Annotated in this window: 17 protein-coding genes; 2 read left to right on the top strand and 15 right to left on the bottom strand. The window is 36.5% G+C overall.

The window, feature by feature from the left end; translation table 11 throughout:
• Positions 1 to 153 precede the first annotated feature (153 nt).
• Together F6K27_RS01010 and F6K27_RS01005 are read right to left on the bottom strand one after the other, a co-directional pair.
• Positions 154 to 765, bottom strand: coding sequence for a hypothetical protein (locus F6K27_RS01010; protein WP_287272901.1), 612 nt, complete (start codon positions 763 to 765; stop codon positions 154 to 156).
• A gap of 331 nt (positions 766 to 1096) precedes the next feature.
• Positions 1097 to 2146: a Fe(3+) ABC transporter substrate-binding protein gene (locus F6K27_RS01005; RefSeq protein WP_287272899.1), complete on the bottom strand. Its 1050-nt coding sequence runs from the start codon at positions 2144 to 2146 to the stop codon at positions 1097 to 1099.
• 1129 nt (positions 2147 to 3275) lie between these two features.
• Here F6K27_RS01005 and F6K27_RS01000 point away from each other — a divergent pair.
• Positions 3276 to 6653 carry an ExeM/NucH family extracellular endonuclease gene (locus F6K27_RS01000; protein WP_287272897.1) on the top strand — a complete coding sequence of 1126 codons (3378 nt, stop codon included), beginning with the start codon at positions 3276 to 3278 and terminating at the stop codon, positions 6651 to 6653.
• A gap of 273 nt (positions 6654 to 6926) precedes the next feature.
• Positions 6927 to 7478 carry a hypothetical protein gene (locus F6K27_RS00995; protein WP_287272894.1) on the top strand — a complete coding sequence of 184 codons (552 nt, stop codon included), beginning with the start codon at positions 6927 to 6929 and terminating at the stop codon, positions 7476 to 7478.
• 277 nt (positions 7479 to 7755) lie between these two features.
• Here the strand turns inward: F6K27_RS00995 and F6K27_RS00990 are convergent, their stop codons facing one another.
• The 13 genes from F6K27_RS00990 to F6K27_RS00935 form a co-directional block, all read right to left on the bottom strand.
• A complete protein-coding gene (locus F6K27_RS00990) occupies positions 7756 to 8508 on the bottom strand; it encodes a cobalt-precorrin-6A reductase (protein ID WP_287272892.1) in 753 nt (250 codons plus the stop codon).
• 299 nt (positions 8509 to 8807) lie between these two features.
• Positions 8808 to 10826, bottom strand: coding sequence for an ATP-binding protein (locus tag F6K27_RS00985; RefSeq protein WP_287272890.1), 2019 nt, complete (start codon positions 10824 to 10826; stop codon positions 8808 to 8810).
• Between the two features lie 348 nt (positions 10827 to 11174).
• Positions 11175 to 11708 carry a hypothetical protein gene (locus F6K27_RS33430; protein ID WP_353735907.1) on the bottom strand — a complete coding sequence of 178 codons (534 nt, stop codon included), beginning with the start codon at positions 11706 to 11708 and terminating at the stop codon, positions 11175 to 11177.
• Complete coding sequence (locus tag F6K27_RS33425; RefSeq protein ID WP_353735906.1) at positions 11681 to 12040, bottom strand: hypothetical protein; 360 nt, start codon at positions 12038 to 12040, stop codon at positions 11681 to 11683. The genes F6K27_RS33430 and F6K27_RS33425 overlap by 28 nt, the downstream gene beginning before the upstream one ends.
• Before the next feature lie 393 nt (positions 12041 to 12433).
• On the bottom strand, positions 12434 to 13984 hold the full coding sequence (gene lnt, locus F6K27_RS00975; RefSeq protein ID WP_287272888.1) for an apolipoprotein N-acyltransferase: 1551 nt from the start codon (positions 13982 to 13984) through the stop codon (positions 12434 to 12436).
• 213 nt (positions 13985 to 14197) lie between these two features.
• Positions 14198 to 15085 (bottom strand): metal ABC transporter permease, encoded by an 888-nt coding sequence (locus F6K27_RS00970; RefSeq protein WP_287272887.1) that lies wholly within the window; start codon positions 15083 to 15085, stop codon positions 14198 to 14200.
• 196 nt (positions 15086 to 15281) lie between these two features.
• Entirely contained in the window at positions 15282 to 15506 is a 225-nt protein-coding gene (locus F6K27_RS00965; RefSeq protein WP_287272885.1) for a DUF433 domain-containing protein, read from the bottom strand.
• 66 nt (positions 15507 to 15572) lie between these two features.
• Positions 15573 to 15914 carry a hypothetical protein gene (locus F6K27_RS00960; protein WP_287272883.1) on the bottom strand — a complete coding sequence of 114 codons (342 nt, stop codon included), beginning with the start codon at positions 15912 to 15914 and terminating at the stop codon, positions 15573 to 15575.
• Positions 15915 to 16267: 353 nt separating this feature from the next.
• Positions 16268 to 17410 (bottom strand): DUF3800 domain-containing protein, encoded by a 1143-nt coding sequence (locus tag F6K27_RS00955; protein WP_287272881.1) that lies wholly within the window; start codon positions 17408 to 17410, stop codon positions 16268 to 16270.
• A 168-nt stretch (positions 17411 to 17578) separates the two neighbouring features.
• Entirely contained in the window at positions 17579 to 17893 is a 315-nt protein-coding gene (locus tag F6K27_RS00950) for a type II toxin-antitoxin system Phd/YefM family antitoxin (protein WP_287272880.1), read from the bottom strand.
• A gap of 132 nt (positions 17894 to 18025) precedes the next feature.
• The gene (locus tag F6K27_RS00945; protein WP_287272878.1) at positions 18026 to 18151 is read right to left on the bottom strand and encodes a hypothetical protein; all 126 of its coding nucleotides are present in this window, start codon (positions 18149 to 18151) and stop codon (positions 18026 to 18028) included.
• Between the two features lie 937 nt (positions 18152 to 19088).
• On the bottom strand, positions 19089 to 20780 hold the full coding sequence (locus F6K27_RS00940) for a sodium:solute symporter family protein (protein ID WP_287272860.1): 1692 nt from the start codon (positions 20778 to 20780) through the stop codon (positions 19089 to 19091).
• Positions 20781 to 21092: 312 nt separating this feature from the next.
• Complete coding sequence (locus F6K27_RS00935; protein WP_287272859.1) at positions 21093 to 21659, bottom strand: RidA family protein; 567 nt, start codon at positions 21657 to 21659, stop codon at positions 21093 to 21095.
• Positions 21660 to 21670 lie beyond the last annotated feature (11 nt).

Genomic DNA, 21670 nt, shown 5'->3' with positions numbered 1-21670 from the left:
CATCCTTAAAACTTTAACCTTTAGCGATCGCCTAATTTATGAAAAATACAGCTCATACAGTTACTTTTATGTTACATTATCAATATTTATGTAATATGTAAAGATGCCAGCGCTCATTGCTATAAGTCCTGAAAATCCCAAAAACCCATCCATTCAAACAAGTCTAGCTAATAAAATCCTGATTATGACCTCCAATTCCTCAGTAACACGGTAAAGATTGATTCCTTCACAGATAAATTTTGCTTGACGATCTAAAACACCAAACTGCCAAACATTACCAGTAGTTACAGCCCCTAAAATTTCAGTTTGTGGAGAGTCGATCCATCGGTCGAGGGCAATCATTTCCGTCGCTAATTGAGTAAAACCTCGATTAATATCCGCTTGTTTAGCTTCAATAACAATCAAATTCGTTGTCGAACGTAACAAGTAATCTAATTTTCCTTGCAATCTGTGATCAACTTGAATGGAATATTCTATTCTTAACTTAGCGTGGGAATAATGAATTAAAGCTGAGATCATGGGCGCAATGAGCATTTCCCTACGGGTAGCCTCATTCTCTAAATCTACATAAGGTAATATTTCCTCAATACGCTCTTTTAAATCAGTGATTCGGTCTAATTCATCAGGATATTGTGGTAAAGTGAGAAATTTTCGCTCAAATGAATAGCCAAATTCAGCAACCAAATCATCTACCGTAAATCCCAACTCAAAATAATTGCTGAAAGTATAAGAACGATTAGGATCAAGTAATGGCTGACGAGTCATTGTTTTTCTCCATTAAATAATATCCAATCCGTTTAATTCGGTATAAAAAAATTTTTCATCTTCACCCATTAACAAATCTTTCTAAATTCTCTTCCCTTCTGAGTCCTGACTTCCCCTCCTGGGAGGGGTTAGGGGTGGGTTTACTCCTGACTCCTAATTAACTATCTAACTATACCAATGCTACCAGATTTGATATAATCTAGGACTTACGCAGTAAAACGTACTTCCGTCATTGCAACCCACAGGGTTTGCGGAGCATTCCGGGACGGAAAGCAATCTCAAACGCTACTTTTTCGTGCTTCGTGCGTAAGTCTTGATGATATTATCGTTACTATTTCCAGCCCACACGATCCATTAATTTAATCGCTTCAGCATTCAACTTGCCATAAACAGCAACATTTACAGCATCGCTCTTGAAGTTACCATAGGTTGTCAACACGCTAGGAACAGGTACACCTTCAACTACAGGATATTCATTGTTACCCTCAGAGAAGATTTTTTGAGCTTCTGGGCTGGCCAAATGTTCGAGAAACTTAATTGCACCTTCTTTATTTGGGGCAGTTTTAACTACGCCACCACCACTAATATTAATGTGAGTACCGCGGCCATTTTGGTTAGGGAAAAACATTCCTATTTTCTGAACAACTGCTTTGTCTTCTGCTTTGTCAGATTTTGCTAAACGGCCTACATAGTAACTATTAGCAATACCAATATCACCGATACCTGCAGCAACACCTTTTATTTGAGCAGTATCATTTCCTTCTGGAGGTCTGGCAAAGTTGCTAACAAAGTCTTTTGCCCAATTTTCTGTGTCTGACATTCCATGAATTTCAATTAAAGATGCTATTAAGGATTGATTATAAATGTTATTGGAGGAACGAATCAGAATTTTGCCTTTCCATTTATCTGTGGCTAAGTCTTCATAAGTTGATAGCTCAGATGGTTTAATTTTATCTTTGTTATAAACTATTACCCGTGCCCGTTTGGAGAAACCAAACCATAGGTTTTCCGGACTGCGGAGGTTGGCTGGAATTTTACTGTTGAGAGTAGATGAAGAAATGGGCTGCAAAATGCCTGCTTCTTCAGCTCGTCCCAGACGACCTGCATCTACTGTAATAAAAACATCTGCAGGACTGTTAGCACCTTCGCTTTTGATACGTTCGATTAACTCATCTCCTTTGCCTTCTATTAGATTAACTTTGAGGCCAGTTTTTTTGGTGAAACTGTCGTAGAGAGCTTGGTCAGTGTCGTAATGGCGAGAAGAATAGAGATTTATCGCGCCACTTTGGGCTAATCCTTGATTACTTTTACCAAGTTCGGCGATCGCCACACTTGCCATTGCTGTGCCTGTTGCTAAAAATATACGTCTAGTAATTTTCATTTTCCATTTTCTCCTCGTTTTTGATCGATAAATTAGGTATCGCTAATCACTTAATTTTCGCTGATTAATTTTAATGATATTACAATTTATTCTTGATAATTTTTATCCTTTATCAGGATTAATTTATAGAAAATTAGACTCTACCTTTGAAAACTTGCGATCATTTGACCTGATTTTATCTATAATAAGTAGTGACTTTGACAACGTATAAATTGTTTCCAGACACTATTTAAGTTTTACTCACAAATTTTTTTTATCTCATAATTAAACATATTTGTCAAGTAGTTATTAATTTCTTTTTCTATACTGAGAAATTTTATAGAAAGCAGCCTGATTTGATGACAAGTGTCTGATTTTAATAGACATTATTGAAAACTTAGGGCTTGCTGAAGAAGTTGACACCCTGTTGGTTTCAGCCAGCCGAATTCAGTAATAATACTTAAAGATCGGCTAAAGCAGCGCAAAACCCTTGTATTAGTTAGTGGGTTCGCACAGCGTTGCGTCAGTATCTCAGAAAATGGAGGTAAATTGACATTATAGATACCACCTGTTTCTCTGCCAATATCAGCATTTTCTATTAACGTTTAGGAATAATATCAAGTCCGGATAATTAGTGATGAAAAAACCTATTTTCTTACAGAGGGCAAATATCCCTGTTATCCCTACTCCCTACTCCCTTATTTATAAGTATTCAACCAGACATAATATTATTATTGGGACTTACACAAAATAAAGTCAAAAAATAGGCTCAAATATAGATGGGCAGAGGCTTTAACGTCAAAAATGCATAAATCCTGAATAAGCACGGGTTCTAGTCATTTTTAAGGCATCGACGTAATTCCCTTGTCTAGACTGACTTTACACAATCTTCACAAAACTGTTAGGTAATATAAAGTTTCTACAAAGATATCTAGTTCTTAACTTAGACTTAACCCAAGATTGGATGACATTTGTTTAGATTAATTAAGTAACTTACAAATCACTAAGAAGTTGAGCATCAGCTCGCCGATAATATCTTGATTTTGTGTGTAATATGACTCACATATGAGAATAAATCACAAAGAATTATCAAACCAATACTAATTAGTCAAATACATTAACTGATCGTCGAATTAATTAGGAAATAAAAATGGCTGCAACTACACTATCATCAGGAGATATAGCCATTATTGGCTTTAACTTTGATAACCCAGATGAATTTGCCTTTACACCATTAGTAGATATTGGTGCAGGTACAGAAATTAATTTTACTGATAACGGTTGGCAAGCTGCTGGTAGTTTCAGAGCTAATGAAGGCACTTTTACTTGGACAGCACCCACAGATATTACTGCCGGAACAATAATTAATCCTACTGTCAGTAGTATTGCATTCTCAGTCGATGGCGACCAAATTATTGCTTATCAAGGAGATAGTAGCAACCCTACCTTTATTTATGGCCTCAACAGTCAAGGCAACCCCGGAGTATGGCAGTCTGACTCTACGAGTCCCAATACATCTGCCCTACCCACAGGTTTAGTTAATGGTGAAACAGCAGTAGCTTTAGACGAAATTGATAACGCTATTTATACAGGCATTACTTCTGGTACACAAGCCGAATTATTAGATGCCATTAGCGATAACTCTAATTGGTCTGGCAGCAATAGCACCAGACAAATAATGCCAACAAACCCTTTCACAGTTAGTGGTAGCAGTGGTGGCTCCAACCTAGTCATCAACGAGGTCTTGGGCAGCACAACAGGTACTGATGTCGAATTCATTGAGTTGTTTGGTCAAGCTGGAACATCTCTTGATGGTCTGAGTATTATCGTGGTGGAAAGTGATGCTGGTTCAAGCAATGGTAATATTGACAAGCGGGTCGATCTTGGCGCTGAGGATGTTATCGGCGATAACGGCTTTTTCCTCATTGGTAACACTCAAATTCTTGAGAACAGTGTTTATGGTGTAACGCCTAATCAGGAAATTAGTTCTAACTTTGTTGAAAACAGCAGCTACACCATTGCTCTGGTAGAAACCAGCAGTTTGGCAGGAAGCAGTGTGTCTGGTAGCGAAGTGGTTATAGATACCGTTGGTGTAACTGACGGCGGTACTACAGATTCATTCTTCTTTAATGCTCCAGTATTAGGTCCGGATGGTTCCTTCTTACCTGCGGGTGTGCGTCGTGTAGCAGACGGAGTAGATACCGATACAATAGGGGACTGGGTTTTCGGTGACTTCTCCCTTGGTTCAGACAATACTCCCACTGCTGGAACCAGCGATAATGGTGGCGGTACTGGTGAAACTAAACTCATCAGTGAGATTCAAGGTAGTGGTACATCCAGTCCACTAGAGGGTCAAACAGTAACTATTGAAGCTGTTGTTGTGGGAGACTACCAGGATGGTGCTAGCGGAACAAATGGAGATTTGAACGGTTTCTTTGTTCAAGAAGAAGATAGTGACGCAGACGCAGATCCTTTAACCTCTGAAGGTCTTTTTATCTTTGATGGTGACTCTCCTGCGGTAGACGTAAATATTGGAGACGTTGTTCAGGTTACAGGAACAGTAGATGAATTCTTTGGTTTGACTCAGCTAACCGATGTATCTTTTTCCATTCAAGGTACAGATACTTTACCAACTCCTGCTACTGTAAACTTCCCTGTGACTACAGTTGACGATCTAGAAGCTTTTGAGGGAATGGGAATAACAATTCCCGATACCCTATTTGTCACAGAATATTTCAACTTAGACCGCTTCGGTGAAATCGTCCTATCCTCTGATGGGGCAAGCAATGAACCAGGAACTGATGGTCGCCTGGAACAATTTACTGACTTCAATGCTCCAGACGTTGCAGGTTTTGCTGCTTATCAAGAAGAGATCTCTAAACGACGCATTGTTCTTGATGATGGTCAAACTGTTCAGAACCCTAGTACAATTATTCATGGCCGTGGTGGCAACCCTCTCAGTTCTACCAATACTCTGCGGGGTGGCGATACTGTTGATAATCTCTCTGGTGTTCTCAGTTTTGGCTTTGGCGACTACCGAGTTCAACCTGTTAACCCCATAGATTTCCAAGCAACTAACCCTCGTCCAGAAACACCTGAAGATGTTGGTGGAGATTTGACAGTTGCTAGCATTAATGTTCTTAATTTCTTCACGACTCTAGACGAAGATGGTAATCCTGGTAGCGGTCCTAATAGTCTTTCCCCTCGTGGTGCTGATAACCAAGATGAGTTTGACCGTCAAGTTGAGAAGTTGGTGACAACTCTGGAAGATATTGACGCAGATATTGTTGGTTTGGTGGAGTTAGAGAACGAATTTGGTTCAGACCAAAACGGTGACGGTCAGTTTGCCATTGAGACATTGGTTGATGAGCTTAACAATATAGTTGGTGCAGGTACTTATGCTTACGTCGATCCAGGCGTTCCTTTTGTGGATACAAGTGATGCAATTTCTGTTGGTGCAATTTACAAAACCGACAGCGTTCAAGTTGCTCCTGGAACAACAGTGGAAGTTCTCACAGATTCGGATCTGCCTGCTCTTGGTTTAGGTGGCACAGTATTTGATGGAGAGGATACTAACCGTGCTCCTCTTGCTGTCACTTTTGAAGAACTAGCTACAGGCGAACGCTTGACTGTATCTGTTAACCACTTTAAATCTAAAGGCGGTACAGGAACTGGTGACGATGCAGATGCGGGTGACGGCCAGGGTAACTTCAATGGTACTCGTTTACGAGCTTCTCAAGCTCTAAATGCTTGGTTAGAGACTGACCCCACTGGTAGTGGAGATAGTGACTTTTTGATTGTCGGCGACCTCAATGCATATGCTCAGGAAGACCCAATTACATCCCTGGAAGCAGAAGGTTACACAGACCTAATCGAGGAATTTGTTGGCAGTGACGCTTACTCCTTCGTATTTGATGGTCAATTTGGCTATCTGGACTATGCTTTAGCTAATCAGTCACTGTTATCTCAGGTAACAGGTACTACACAATGGCACGTTAATGCTGACGAACCTGATGCTCTTGATTATAATCTTGATTTCGGACGCGATCCAAGTCTGTTCAACGGTCAAGATCCATTCCGCAATTCCGACCACGACCCCATAATAGTTGGTTTGAATTTGGAAAGCTCCACTCCTGGAGAAGTAATTGAGGGTACTCGGCGTCGGGATAATTTGATTGGAACCGATGGCGATGATACTATTACTGGTTTCCGAAATCGAGATGTTCTTACTGGTGGCGGTGGTGACGATACATTCGTTTACACTAGCATTGTAGATGCAAGAGATATCATTACTGACTTTGAAGTAGGTAGCGATAAAATTGACCTAGCTGGAGTATTAGATGGTTTTGGTTTTGTTGGAGTAGATCCCATTGCTGATGGTTATGTTGGTTTCCGTTCTCGTCGTGGAAATACTATCTTGACTATCGATCCTGATGGTGCTGCTGGTGATGGTAGCGCTCGCTCCTTCTTGTTAGTGCAAGGTGTTAATTCTGCGGAATTGAATAATCCAGACAATTTCATTTTTTAATTGATTGAGATTTTAGCGATCGCTTTCCCTGGCGATCGCTCTTTCTCTGAATCTTCAGACTATGGAAAAAACTCAAAGTTTAAGTTATTTCACTCAATTACTGCATATTAATTTTCTTTCAGACATCAGTATTATCACTATTGTCATTGCTAGTAAAGTCTTGTACATTAGTAAAAAAATAAGCAATTTTTCCACCATATTCTAGAAGTTATAGGGTGTTTAACAACTTTTAAATCTACGAAACCAACAAACATTATTTTACTAAATAAAACCATGAATAACATCTTTCAAAAGTTATCTTTCGTTGCTACAAGTGTAGTTCTTGGCCTCGCTGTAATTAATACTAATCCTGTTAATGCTGCTTCAATTACTTATGATTTTGAAGTTAATAATTTAGATGGTTCTTTAGCAGGTGAAACATACTCTGGATTTTTTGAATTTGATGATTCTGCATTAACAGGAATAGGTGAAGAATTTTTATCTGTATCAGAACTCAGTTTCGATTTTCTGGATGTTAACTACACTGAAACTGATGGTTTTCCTAAAGTTGTATTTCTTGACGGTGACTTTCTGGGATTGAATTTTGAGACAGATGCTGAATTCTCTTTTATAGCAGATTTCTTTGACCTTAGTGAAGCTTTCTTTGCATACAATATTCCTGGACAAGGAGCAGGTGCAGGAGACATTGCATACAATTTACGTCCAGATACCCCAGTATCTACACCTGAACCAACTGCTGTTTTCAGTTTATTAGCTTTAGGTACTGCTGGTTGTAGTGGTGTTTTGAAAAATAGAAAAACATCATCATCAAAAGATGCAGCATAATTTTTTCAAAGTATCTAATAGACATCTGGTGAAAATAAACTTGCCCTTTATTTGCTATAAACTAGAGTGTAATAACTCAAAAAATCATTTTCTGTGTTTTTTTCCTAAAAACATCTTCCCTGTTCCCTATTCCCTACTTTTACAAAAAGTCTATATCTTTTTCACGCCTATGTCTAATAAACAAGAATTTAGGGGTGTTCGATGGAGCATCCCTATTCTAGTTTTAGAAGATGTCAAAAAATGACGTTTTGTATTAGTTTGATGGAGCAGAAAAGACTCAATCACTATAAATTCTGAGCCAAGAAACTGCACTTTCTACATCAGTTACTTGTTTTCCATCAGGAAGAGGAGGGCGTTGGATCATTACCACAGGAATACCTAATTCCCGCGCTGCAATAATTTTAGCATAGGTAGCATTGCCACCACTATTTTTACTGACGATCGCCTCAATCTTATATTTTTGTAAAAGCGACCGCTCTTCTAATAAGGAAAAAGGTCCACGCTTAGTCAATAGTTTTCCCAGGGGTAGTAAGGTATTCAGTTGAGGTGGATCTATAGTCCGCATTAAAAACCAGAGGTTTTGGAGATGAGCATAACTTGCTAACTCTTGACGACCGATGCTCAGAAATACTCGTTGGGCTAATTTTGGTAAAATTTCGATAACAGTTTGGTTATTTTCAACTTCCACCCAGCGATCGCCTTCTGTTTTTTCCCATGGTGGGGAGATGAGCATCAAATGAGGAATATTCAATTCTGAAGTTGCGATCGCTGCATTCCAAGAAATTTGTACTGCAAAAGGATGAGTTGCATCAATTAGCAAATCTATTTGTTGTGCCTGTAGATATTCTGTTAACCCTGGCACACCACCAAAACTCCCTATTCGCGTATGGGTAAATTTGATCGAAGGTTGACGAGTACGACCTGCCAGAGAATTTATTACCTCTAACCCCGGTATTGTAGTAGCTAAAGCTGCCAGTTTCCATCCATTTCCAGTGCCTCCCAAAATCAGCACTCGTTTTTGTTTTGTCATGTTATACCAAATTGATAAGTTTTTGCTACAAATAGCTAGGATATTTCTTAGGAGTTAGGAGTCAGGAGTCAGGAGGAAATAAAGAAGGAGACAGGAGACAGGAGACAGGAGACAGGAGGAAAATTACATGGGGATTTCATCCCTGGGAATTTTGAACACCGTGTAGACGGTGGGGTATTAAACCCACAAAGAAAATGATAAAGAAGAACAAAGAGGAGGAGAAGGAGAAAGTTTTTTTATCACTAATTATCCGGACATGATATTACTGAGGTACAATTGTTTTTCTTCTTTTCTACTCCCTACTCCCTAAAATCAACAACTGGCAATTCAATCACAAATTCTGTACCCTGACCGACTACGGAATTACAGTAAAATTTTCCCTGGTGTTTTTCAACTATAATTTGATAACTTAAAGATAACCCTAACCCCGTACCTTTACCCACAGGTTTCGTTGTATAAAACGGGTCAAATATTCGGTTTTTCACTTCTTCTGGCATTCCCATTCCATTATCAGTAATATGGATAGCAATCCAATATTTATTTATAAATTTAGTCTGAATTTTAATATAGGGTTGAATATTACAAAATAGAGAATTTGATTTTTCCCAAGACATTTCTAAAGCATCAATAGCATTAGCTATTATATTCATAAAAACTTGATTAAGTTGACCTGCCAAACATCTGACTAATGGCAAATCACTATATTCTTTAATAATGTTAATTTTGGGAAATCCGATTTTGGGCTTGAGGCGACTTTGCAAAATTAGTAAGGTACTATCAATACCTTTGTGAATATCAACTTGTTTTTGCTGAGATTCATCGTGACGGGAAAATTTTCGGAGGGATAAAACTATTTCTTTAATCCTTTTAGAACCTTCTTCCATGGAAATAAGCAAATCAGGAAAGTCTTCTTGGATAAATTCCAGGTCTATTATCTCTTGTTTGTCTGTAATTTCATCTCCTGGTTCTGGATAATATTGATGATAAAGCTTGAGTAAATCTAGTAAATTTTCAGCATAATTTTTAGCAGGTTTAATATTGCCGTAAATAAAGTTAACAGGGTTATTTATTTCATGGGCAACTCCGGCAACTAACTGACCTAAACTAACCATTTTTTCATTCTGAATTAATTGAGCTTGAGTTTCTTTTAATTTTTGAAGAGTTTGTTCTAGAGCGGCATTTTTTTCTGTTAATTCTTGGGTTCTTTCCTCAACTTTAGTTTCTAAAACATGACTGTAATCAGATAATTGTTGATATGAATTTTTTAACTGTTGAATCATTTGATTAAAAGTTTGGGCAAGGAAACCAATTTCATTTTTAGTTATTACTGGTACTTTCTGGGTTAGATCCCCTGCACTTACTAATTTAGCTGTCTGAGCGATCGCTAAAATTGGTCGTACAATTTGATGGCCTAATAACAACATAACTACTGCCATTACTAAAGCTAATATCAAACCTACTAATAGAATTGAAGTAGCTAGATAACGAGCAGGTGCAAATGCTTCTGTTTGATGTATTTCTGCTAGTAATGCTAAATTGTGTTCTTTTAGCCACCGATAAACACCAATTACTGGCACACTTTTGTAATTTTGATATAACCCTTTGCCATTATTACCATTCATAGCAGCATTAATAGCATCACTTTCAATACCATCAGGAAATTCTTCAGAACCAAATTTTGTGGCTGAAACTAATGCATGTCTCTTTGATAAACTACTACCAATATTCCCCACTAAATAGGTTTCAACAGTCTCTCCTAACTCTGATTGTTTGCGAATAATACTATCAATTCTTTCCAAGTTAAGATTGGTAGCTAACATTCCTAATTGTTTACCATTTTTACTTAGAATAGGAGTAGCAAAATTAATCATTGGTTGACCTATTTCAACAGAGAGGTAAAAATTTGATATTAAGTTATCTGTGAGAGGTTTTGTGACTTCGCTATATTGTACTAGAGGTTGATATTTGCCGATTTTATTAGGATTACTAGAAACTAAAATTCTACCATCTCTGGTTAAGATAAAAATTTCTTGTAAACTGTCAATATTAGTGGTAAAAGATGTTAAAGAAGTTTGCAGTGAGGTTTGAGCATATTTATATTCTGATGTAGATTTTTTGGTTGTTAGTAAGATTTTTGCTTGGTGATTAATTTCTGGTAATTCGGCAATCGCTAAGATATTTTTACATTGGTCTAAAATCCAACGATTAAGTTCATTTTCTTTAAGTTTGGCAGCAAAGCTAAGGCGTTCAAATACTGATTCTTTTAAAGATGCTCTTGCTTGACTAAAGGTTGTATATCCGACAATTGATATTGTCATTAGCGACAATATTAAAAAAGAACCTACAATCTGAATTAGGAGGCTTTTTTTCCAGAAATACATGATTCTAGATCCTCATTTTTTCATCTAAAATTTTTCTCTTTTGAAAGAAGTAGTTATACCAATTCCTAAAAGTAATGCTATGCTTAGGTAACACTTCATTCATTAAGTAATTAACACAGGTAAAATATTTTTTTTGTTAATTTGAGTCAAGTTAATTTTAATTATTCTTATGTTTACTTCTCCTCCACTCCCCTACTACCCTACTCCTCTACTCAAGAAAATGTAGAAAAGTTTTTGAGAAATGGTATTAGTTAGGGCAGCTGTTGGTAAGACTACATACAGAACCTAAGTAGAAGCTGTAAAATCGCAAATTTCCATTAGAATTTGCTGCATCGCCTTACTCCAAATATTTTCTATATGTACTTGAGAATAAACATGGTTTACAAAATTATCAAATAAGTGAGTTTGACCTTCAGCAAACTGTTGAGATGCTGCGGAAAAATGAGGGTCTTTTTGATCGTGCCAAAATTGTTCTTCCCATAGTTGAGGCATAATCGGAAAATAGCAACCTTTACTACCTTTAATGTAAAGTCCTAAATTATTTGGTTGTATTAGATATGATAAAAAATCTTTCGCTAACTTAGGATGAGCAGAAGATGTAAAAATTATAGGTTGTTTAATAGATATTAAATATCTAGGTTTGTCTCCATTAGGATTATTTGGAAATTCTATATTTCTCATTTGATTCAAGTAAATTTCTTCGTCTTCTTTTTGATATACAGGAATTGACATAGTTGAATTAATTGTCATTAAAGTCTCGCGATTGAGGAAATTAGTATGATTATCAGAATTTAGCCAATTAACTGCATTAGGTGGCACATATCCATTTTTATAAAGCTAGTGTACCAATCTAAAATTTCAATTATTTTTTGTCTTATAGCTGGTTTATCTACTTGTAATTTGCCCTGTTTATCTACTATTTGTAAATTGTTGGCCTCCAAAATTTGTTCAAATATAACATAACTATCTGAAGCATCGATAGACATGGGCAAACCCAAAGCATAAATATTACTGTCATTTTGTTGAGGCAAAACTTTTTGTGCATTCTGCCAAAATTGCCAAAAATCATTCCATTGTTTTGGTATTTCTTTACCTAGACCAGCATCACGAATTAAATCATGCCAGTAGTGAATATGGACAGTTTCCTGCATTATTGGTACAGCATAATATATTGTACAAATAAGCAGATTTCAAAGCAGTATCGCTGTATAAATTTTTTATCGGTTTAATTACATCTGAAACATCTACTAATTTTCCTTCTGATGCCCATTGGGGAATTAAAGTATGTTCTGCTTTTTTAGAGAAAAAAATATCAGGTGGTTTACCTGCTGCTAAAGCATCAATACCTACTTGTTAAAATATATATATCCACAATTTTTTATTCATTTGTTTTGATTAATTATTGTTTTATAGCAACTCCCATTACTGCTCTTGACTTATAGAATATCTAAAACAACGGAATATCAATAATCAACCTTCCTCCTTCTCTTCTAGATAACTAAATGTTCTTCTAGATAACTAAATGTTCTTCCTTCTTACTTCTGTTATATTTTTGACCAGATAATTATTTTTATTAAAATTACCCCCATCACTAATATTGGTGTTAACCAATCACCCAATTTCACATATAAAGTTTGGGTATTTCGCCGATAAATTGTGGTTGAATAAGTTTCATAAGTATTAATTCCAGATAGCCAAATTGTTCTACCGTGAGGGTCTACAATTCCAGAATAACCTGTATTAGTTGCTCGTACCGCCCATCTATCAGTTTCGATCGCCCGCATTACATCTTGAGCATGATGTTGAGCTGGCATTGTAGAACTATAATGAGCATTATTAGCTGCTGTTAAAATAAATTCTCCCCCTGCTGCGGTTTGTCTTTGAAATACTTGGGAAAAAGCTGAGTCATAACAAATTCCAACTATTGCTTTGCCAAAGGGTGTCTCAAATATTTGGTCTGTTTTTCCAGGTACTAAATGAGCGTCTAAAGGCGAGAGTCTATCTATTAGTTTTCCTAAGACTTCATTGAAAGGAATAAATTCTCCTAGAGGTACTAATTTAATCTTGTCATAACGACTAAAAATTTCTCCTGTATTATCTATAGTAAATAAACTGTTAGTCAGATTATTATCTTGTTTGCCATAACCACCGACCCAAGCTACTACTTCTTTGTCTAAAATTGCTTGATAAAAAGAAAGGAATCTACGATTATTTTGATTTGTCCACAAAAAAGGTAAAGCTGTTTCTGGTGTTAATACAGCATCAACGCTTTGGTCTGCTAATTTTTTATATCCTGTTGTATAACCTTCCACCGCACGATACCAACCTGTAGAATTGAACTTAATTTCATTAGGAATATTTCCTTGAATAATTCCTACTCTTAATGCTGTGGTTGAATCGGGATTTAAAGGAATATTATATAGACTAAATCCTACTATGTGGAAAAATAGAAAAGTTGTGACGGGAAGTAAGAAGAAAGAAGGAGAAAGGGAGAAACGAAAATCAACTTTTTTTTCCTGCAATTTTGCTTTGATGAAGCCTTCCCCAATTAAAGCATTTACTGTAATAATAGCGGCTGTAACTGTAATTGGTCCTGATAATTGACTAAGGTGTAAAATTACTAAATTATGATAGCTCTGAGTCAAAGATAAAGAAGTCCACCAAAGACTTCCTAAACTCCAGATTTTCTCTAAACAACACCATAAAGTTATACCTAATAAAACTCTGGCAAATGAGAATATTTTCCCTGAGAAAGATGTAGGAGTTAAAACCCCAAATAAATAAGCCCAAATAGCAACTAAAATTGCTCCCCAAAGGGTGATAAAAATCCAACAAAATATAGCGATCGCTAAACTAGCTAACCAAGGAACTCCTAACCAAGTCATGGGATGAATTCCGGTTATCCAAAATAAAGCTACACCGTGATAACCTACTCCCCAAACTAAACCTAATAAAAATTTATCAAAGTATTTTTCTTGTTGAATTACTAACACCCACAGAGGAGCTAGAGCTACCCATCCGAGAAACCATGCGTTTACTGGTGCTGTAGTCATTCCCATAAAAATGCCACTAATAAATGTTATGAATAATATCATTTTTATAAATGTTTGCTACAAATACTTAAGATGTTTTTAGTAGTCAGTAGTTATAGCAGGGAACAGGCAAAAGCGGTGCGACCCCGTGTCGCCGACAGACGCACCTAGTAGCGGACTTAGAGAGGCAATCGTGGGAAAAGTATTTCTGTGTCTAAAGTTCATCATTAATCTATGTCCTAACCAACTCGTTCCTTGCTATAGGAGAAATCAAATTTACTTAATTAAATTTTTCAACTCCCGCCAAATAGAGGGTTGACTAGAAATTGATGTTGGATAAGTTAAAATTCCTTGAGTAGGACTGAACAAAAAAGCTAATATAAATAACCCAAATGATACTAATACAATTGCTGGGCCTGATGGTAAATTATAGAAGTAGCTAATATACATTCCACTAATACTCGATAAAACCCCTATTCCTACCCCCCAAATCATTACTTGATACAATCTTTTAACTAATAGATAAGCTGTGGCTGCTGGTGTAATTAATAAAGACAAAACTAACACTACTCCCACTGCTTTAAGACTGGCTACAATTGTCAAACCAATTAACATCATTAGCCCCAGATTTAATAAATTTACAGGTAAACCTACTGCTTGAGCGCCGAGGGGGTCAAATGTGTAAAATAATAGTTCTTTATACAACAATACTACTACTAATAAAATAATCACAGCAATAATTAATGTATCCCGCACATCTCCAATAGTTACGCCTAGAATATTACCAAATAAAAAATGATTTAGGTCAATTTTATTATCTTTTTGAATAATCGTAATTAATATAATTCCTAGTGCAAAGAAGGCAGAAAAAACTATCCCCATTGCTGCATCTTCTTTGATTGGCGATCGCGTCCTAATTAAATTAATTAAAATAGTACTAATTACTCCGGCAATAAATGCTCCAATAAAAATATTTGCTCCTACTAAAAAAGCAACAGCTAATCCCGGCAATACTGAGTGACTAATGGCATCTCCTAACAGAGCTAATCTTTGTACCATTAAATAACTACCGACTACTGCACAAATAATTCCAACTATTATTGCTACGAGGAGCGATCGCTGCATAAAACTATATTGTAATGGCTCTAGTAATGTTTCTAACATTAGTGTCAATTTTTCCTATTTTGTCTGTTTGATTATTTTGATTTTATTGCATAATAGAAAAATTGTTACAAGTGGAAATTACTTTAAGCGATCGCTTTTAGGTGAAACGAGTATTGTTTGTTTAGATAACAGCGAACATAAGTTGCTAATCACCTAGTGGCAATGGCAGGCGACAAATGTACATCTACCCAAATTATCATACGACTAGCACGGGATGATTAAGTTTACGGGAGGCATATAGAAGTGCTGCTTGCAGATCGTTGGCTTCTAGATCGGGCATTTCTGCTAAGATTTGCTCCGCACTCAGTCCAGCCGCAAACAGATCCAGTACATCCGATACCCTAATTCTCATACCTCGGATGCAAGGGTGGCCACCGCACTGTTTAGGATTAATCGTAATTCTTTTCAGCAATTCTGACATATAGCTTGACTCCAGAATGAATTTTAATCTTGCTATAGATGTATTGGATACTGCACTTCCTAGCCTTTAATTGGAATTAGCTGATTCTCCATTACATTTCAACCAATTTTGAATCTCTGAATGACTTTGAAAGAGCTTAGTCATCTCCCCCTCAAATTCAAACCCATTAGAATTAACTACTTTGTAGGTATACCAAAACTCTTTACAACCAGGGTAAGGTGCGCCATCATCGTATTCACGTTCATATTCAACAGATACTCCATCACTAAAATGGTGAACTCGCCGAGTTATCTCAATAGTGCTACCTGTAGGATCGAGTTTCGTTTCTGATTGAGAGTCGCTGTTCACAATCTCATAAGGACTGGCTTCGCCCTCAATTGCTTTAACGTAGTCAATAAGACGCTTCATCTGATTATTATTTCCCTATTACTATTACTTTTGAGAAAAAAACTAAGTTAACGAGACTAAATAACACATTTATTGTATTTGACAATGCAGATGATTGTCAATAAATAAAGGCTAGAAAAGAGGAATGATTTTTCACTTCTTCAGGCAGCAGAAAAAAATGTAGTTTGATTTACATAAAATAAACTTTCAAATAGGATATTTAGAGAAAAATTGTAACAAGTGGAAATTACTTTAAGCGATCGCCCATTAACTGAAACAAGTATTGTTGATTGAGATAACGGTTAAAGTGAGTTTTTGCAAGTAACCTTTGCTAAAGCATAGGCTAACTTTGCCGATCTGCTCCAGTCAAATTATTATGCGTGGTTTCTTCTAATTTCACATATCAAATTTATTTTTGTTTGTTCTTCATAACTATCTATCCAATGCAAAAAACCAATATTCTTGTTGTGAGATTTATCAAGCAAGTTTATTAAAGAATCAATATTGTTTGATTGCTTCTCCGATAATGAATCAAAATCGCTTATTATTTTATCCCTAGAATTGGTATTTATATAATTAGTAAATTTACCCATCAAACCAACAAAAACATCTGAAGCCTGAACAAATAAATCACCTTGCGAATCAACAAAGGCATAGTTTTTTATTTCTTTGCCTTCATCAATTATTTTGTAGTTAACTAGCATTTCTGAAATAGTTGCCTCATTATCAAAAATATGATTTGAATTATTGAACAAATATATAGGTCTTAGATAAAATTCCAAAAAATTATTTATCAAAACACGATCTTCTTCGTCCATTATAAATGGAAGTGAATCCTTTTTATTTGCCTCTTTGAGTATTTGCCTGAGGGACTCCAATCCCAAATGGAATTCTGGCGTATCAATATATTCGTCAAATATTGAAGTTAGTTCTTCAATGAATTCTGAAACTGATTCCTTTTTAATATTAGGATAATCAAAATTATAAAACAATTCTTGAAAAGACTCAATTTCGAGTTTTGCGAGCTTATATAAGTCGTTTTTTAGAAAATTATGGTAATATAAACCAAACTGCTTTGTAACTTCTGAACTAACAGCAATTGCAGAATCCACAATATCGACAATAGACCAGTAAAGAATATTTAAACTTGAATAATGGATGTATAAATCATTGTCCGACAAAAGGTATTTCAAAAATACATTCAGTTTTTCAGACTTCAAGCAGTCAAGAAATTCTTTCTTTCCCTGAGAAATATGCTTAAATTTTACATCTTTAATATTATTTTGTAGGTTAAGCCTATCAAATAAAGGTTTAATATCAGGTTGGCTTCCTTCGTAAACTAAACCACCTAAAACAAAATTTGAATTAAAAGATTCATTAAAGTCGAATTCCCTCACATAGAATTTTCTAATATTATTTGTTTCGTCATAATAAAAAGTAAAAGAACTGTCAAAGTCTGCTGTTGGTCCAAGCATCTTTGTTATACTTCTTATCTCACTTACATCAAAATTTACCATTGACCGCCTCTTAACCTCATCGAAAATTTCAGTTATTAGCTTTTCCTACTACCAACTAAAACCAGAATCAGATAAAAAAAATTATGGAACAATTAAGCAACTTTTGCTAAAGACTCCGAAAATAGACTAACATTACTCCCATAAGCACAATACAAGTTTTCTTCATTCTCATTTCCCCTCGAATGCATCTAGCATATCTTCTGTTAAAGAAGCATCGAAATCATCCGGAACAGTAAACTCACCTGCACACAAACCAAATGGTCGTAATTTCTTGTTATTGGCAATAGGTATAATCTCAGCGATCGCTTGCTCAGATCGAATAATTACAACAGTTTCCGGCTTTGTTGCATGAAAGTATATAGCTGTCGCACTTGCTTGTGCATATCTACAACAATAACGCGCTGAAACTGCTGTAACTATTGGACAATAGATAAATAGAACATCAGTATGGGAAATAAAAAAAACTGAAACCTTTGCAGGCAAAAGCTTTGAGCATTTAATGCCCGCCCCTAACTATTGGACAATAGTAAATAGAACATCAATAGTCGCGAAACAGAGCGATCGCTTTCTCAGCAGAACAATAACTATTGGACAATAGATCGCGAAACAGAGCGATTAAGCTACGGAATGGATGTTAAGAACGCTACTTTCATGCAACAAAGCCACAGTTTCCCCCTCTTCAACTAAACGCAAATATTTCAGTAGATCGCTTTGAATTTCATCAATAGTTACATTTAGCATGATAAAAAACCTCAGAATTTCTACAAAAACGATCGCTCAATAATCTTTTTTGACTGCAATATCAAAGTGTAGGACATCTTCCCGCACACCCCCAACTTTTCTATAGAACCCATTTGAGATCTATATAATTATGGTAGTCAAGTCTTTTCGCGCATTAATTTTGAGGAAAATTCAGTTGAAGGAGTGTTGAATTTTTTGTATTATCTCTCCCCAAATCTTCCCTCTGTAAACAATTTCAAGCTATAAACTGTAAATTATCAATACCATTACAGACATCCTTAAAACTTTAAGGTTTAGCGATCGCCTAATTTATGAAAAATACAGCTCATACAGTTACTTTTATATTACATTGCAAATATCTATGTAACATGTAAAAATGCCAGCGCTCATTGCTATACCCTCATCTTTGTAATTCTTTCTCCTCCTGACTCGGTCGTTCCCCTCCCAGGAGGGGAGGGGTTAGGGGTGGGTTGACTCCTGAGGACTCCTAACTTAACCATTCTATGGCTGTTTAACCGGATTTGATATTACCTATCCCACACTTTGCACTCTGCACTACCAATTAATCATCATAACCCCCAGAGTTCTAATTTACTCTAGGGGTTATGGTGATGTTAAAATTTTCCCGAGTCAAAATATTACTATTGCTTGACTTATATCATGTCCGTTTAATTAGTGATAATACAGTTTTTAAGTGGTAGGTGGTAGGTGTAAATTTAAGAGGGAAGACTTGATAGGAGTGGAAATTTGGGATATTTCTTCAACATTGAGAGGAAAACATTTTTATTATACTTAATCATCTGGACATGATATTACTGCTGATCGGTCTTTATGCCATCTCTAGCTTGCATTTCCGTCATCTCATCCATAGAATACAGTTTAACTCATCTCATCCATAGAATACAGTTTAACTGATAACCATGATCCCAAAAGAATATTAATCCAACTCTTCCTCCCCAATATCTCTAATTGGAGCAGGTGCAGCTAAAGGCGATCGCAAATCTCCTACCATCTCTTGTATCTCCAATGGTGGAGGAGTTGTCATCCGAGATACTAGCAAAGTCACAATAAAATTCAATAACATTCCTATTGTACCGATACCCTGATCGGATAACCCCAAAAACCATGTCGGCATTGCGTAGAATCTTACACCAACAATATAGATAGTTGTAAACACTAAACCAACTATCATACCACTTATTGCTCCTTCCCGGTTAGTGCGTTTATCAAACACTCCCAAAATAATTGCTGGAAAAAAAGTCGCAGCAGCGATACCAACTCCCAAAGTTGCTATCTCAATCACAAAACCAGGGGGGTTAATACCGAAATAACCAGAAAAAGCGATCGCTAATACTACCATTATTCTGCCTAACATTAATCTTTGCGATTCTGATGCTTCTGGGTTAATTAGGCGGTAATAAACATCGTGAGCAATTGCACTAGAAATCACTAATAACAAACCTGATGCAGTAGACAAAGCAGCCGCTAATCCTCCTGCTGCGACTAATGCAATTATCCAAGGTGGCAGTTTTGCAACTTCTGGAGTAGAGAGAGTGATAATATCCGGATCGAGAATAATTTCATTAGTCTTTGTATCTGGAGTCAACTGTAAACGACTGTCGTTATTTTTATCGGTAAATTCTAATAAACCTGTATTTTCCCACTTTGTCGCCCAGTCTAACTGTTGCACTTCCGCCACAGTTTTGTTGTGTAAAGTATCAATTAAGTTGTATCGCGCAGAAGCAGCTAAAGCAGGAACAGTTGTAGAAAAAATGGCAATAAATAATAATGCCCAACCTACAGAATATCTGGCTGCTGTCACGTTAGGTACAGTATAGAAACGAACAATAACGTGGGGTAAACTAGCAAGACCCACCATACCGGAAATAGTGATGAATAGAACATCTAGCATAGTTTTTTGACTGAAGGCAGCAGTATATTCTGGAAAACCTAAGTCAACCTGAACTTGATTCAGTTTTTCTACAATATCTCCAAAGGTAAAAGCGAATTGTGGAATCGGAATATTTGTCAGAATATTACTAATGACAATAGCTGGTATCAAGTAAGCAACAATAAGTATAAAATATTGAGCAACTTGAGTCCAAGTAATGCCTTTCATTCCTCCTAAGATGGCGAAGAAGGCAACTATAACCATACCGATGACGACACCAACTTCAATAGGGACTTGCAAAAACCGACTGAAGACAATACCTACACCTCGCATTTGACCGACAACAAAAGTTATAGATATAATAAGGGCAGCAATAACCGCAACGATGCGAGCAATATTAGAGTAGTAGCGATCGCCTATAAAGTCGGGCAAAGTATATTTACCAAACTTTCGTAGATATGGAGCAAGCAGCAATCCCAAGAGTATATAACCTCCTGTTGCTGCCATTACATAATAAGAACCATCATAACCTAAAATTGACACTGCTCCTGCTATAGAAATAAATGAAACTGCAGACATAAAGTCCGCTGCTGTGGCAGCACCATTAGCAATAGCAGGTACACCTCTATCGGCGACGAAAAAGCCTTCACTATCTTGGACTCGCGATCGCCATCCAATGTAAAGGTAAAGCATTAACGAAATTGTTACGAAAATAAATGTCCAAGTTTCTGTATTCATTGAGTTTTTCATATATTAGAGTAGGGAACAGGCAACAGAGGGTTACAGTTAGCATTAGAGAAAAACATCCGTACATAGTCTAATATCATCAATACCATCACGAGTCCACGCAAAAGGTCTATTGGTATTATTCAGCGAATGCAGTCTTGAGTTTGATTATTTTATTTCTCAATCTCCTAACTTCTGACTCCTTTGCCAAAAAAACTCACCTTTGCGGAGATACCAAATGGTTTCTATAAACAATTTTTAGATAATTATAGCGAATGTATCTGATCGGAAATTAGGTCTGATCCTGTTCAAGATTTGCTGATTTTATAGTCGTACTGCTGTAACTTCAATTTCTACTAACCAACCAGGATTAGCTAACCCGGCAACCTGCATAACAGAGCGAGCTGGTAATCGAGGCTGATCCTGAGTGCCAAAAAATTGTGTGTATCCCTCCATAAACCCTTTAAAATCAAGGCGATCATCCATTTCCGGGTCGCCAACCAAAAAAACCTGCATTTTCACCACATCCCCTAGAGTCAAGTCTAAGTCCTCTAAGGTACTCTGGATGCGTTTGAGAACTCCAACAGTTTGAGTTTTAGTATCTCCGAAGGCGGTTATCGTCCTTTTATCGACTGTATCGTCCACAACGGGAGGAACTTGACCACTTAGGTAAACCTGTTGAACGCTAGGAGGAATTTCTACAGCTCGGGCAATAGGAAAACTAGAACCAGGAATGGGGTGTCGAATAATTACATCATCTGCAGCTTGAGTGCTATGCAAAGTTAGTAGAGATAAAATCAGACCTAAAAAAGCAATAATCATCATAGCTTTATATCTAATCAGGCTAATGGCAAAGCGATTTAGTGCTGATAAGATTCTATTTTTTTTCATTTTCACTCTTT

Source organism: Okeania sp. SIO2F5, from assembly GCF_010692685.1.
GTDB classification, from domain to species: Bacteria; Cyanobacteriota; Cyanobacteriia; order Cyanobacteriales; family Microcoleaceae; genus Okeania; species Okeania hirsuta.
Note: the sequence above shows the minus strand (reverse complement) of the source record. Positions and strands in the feature narration are given on the sequence as shown.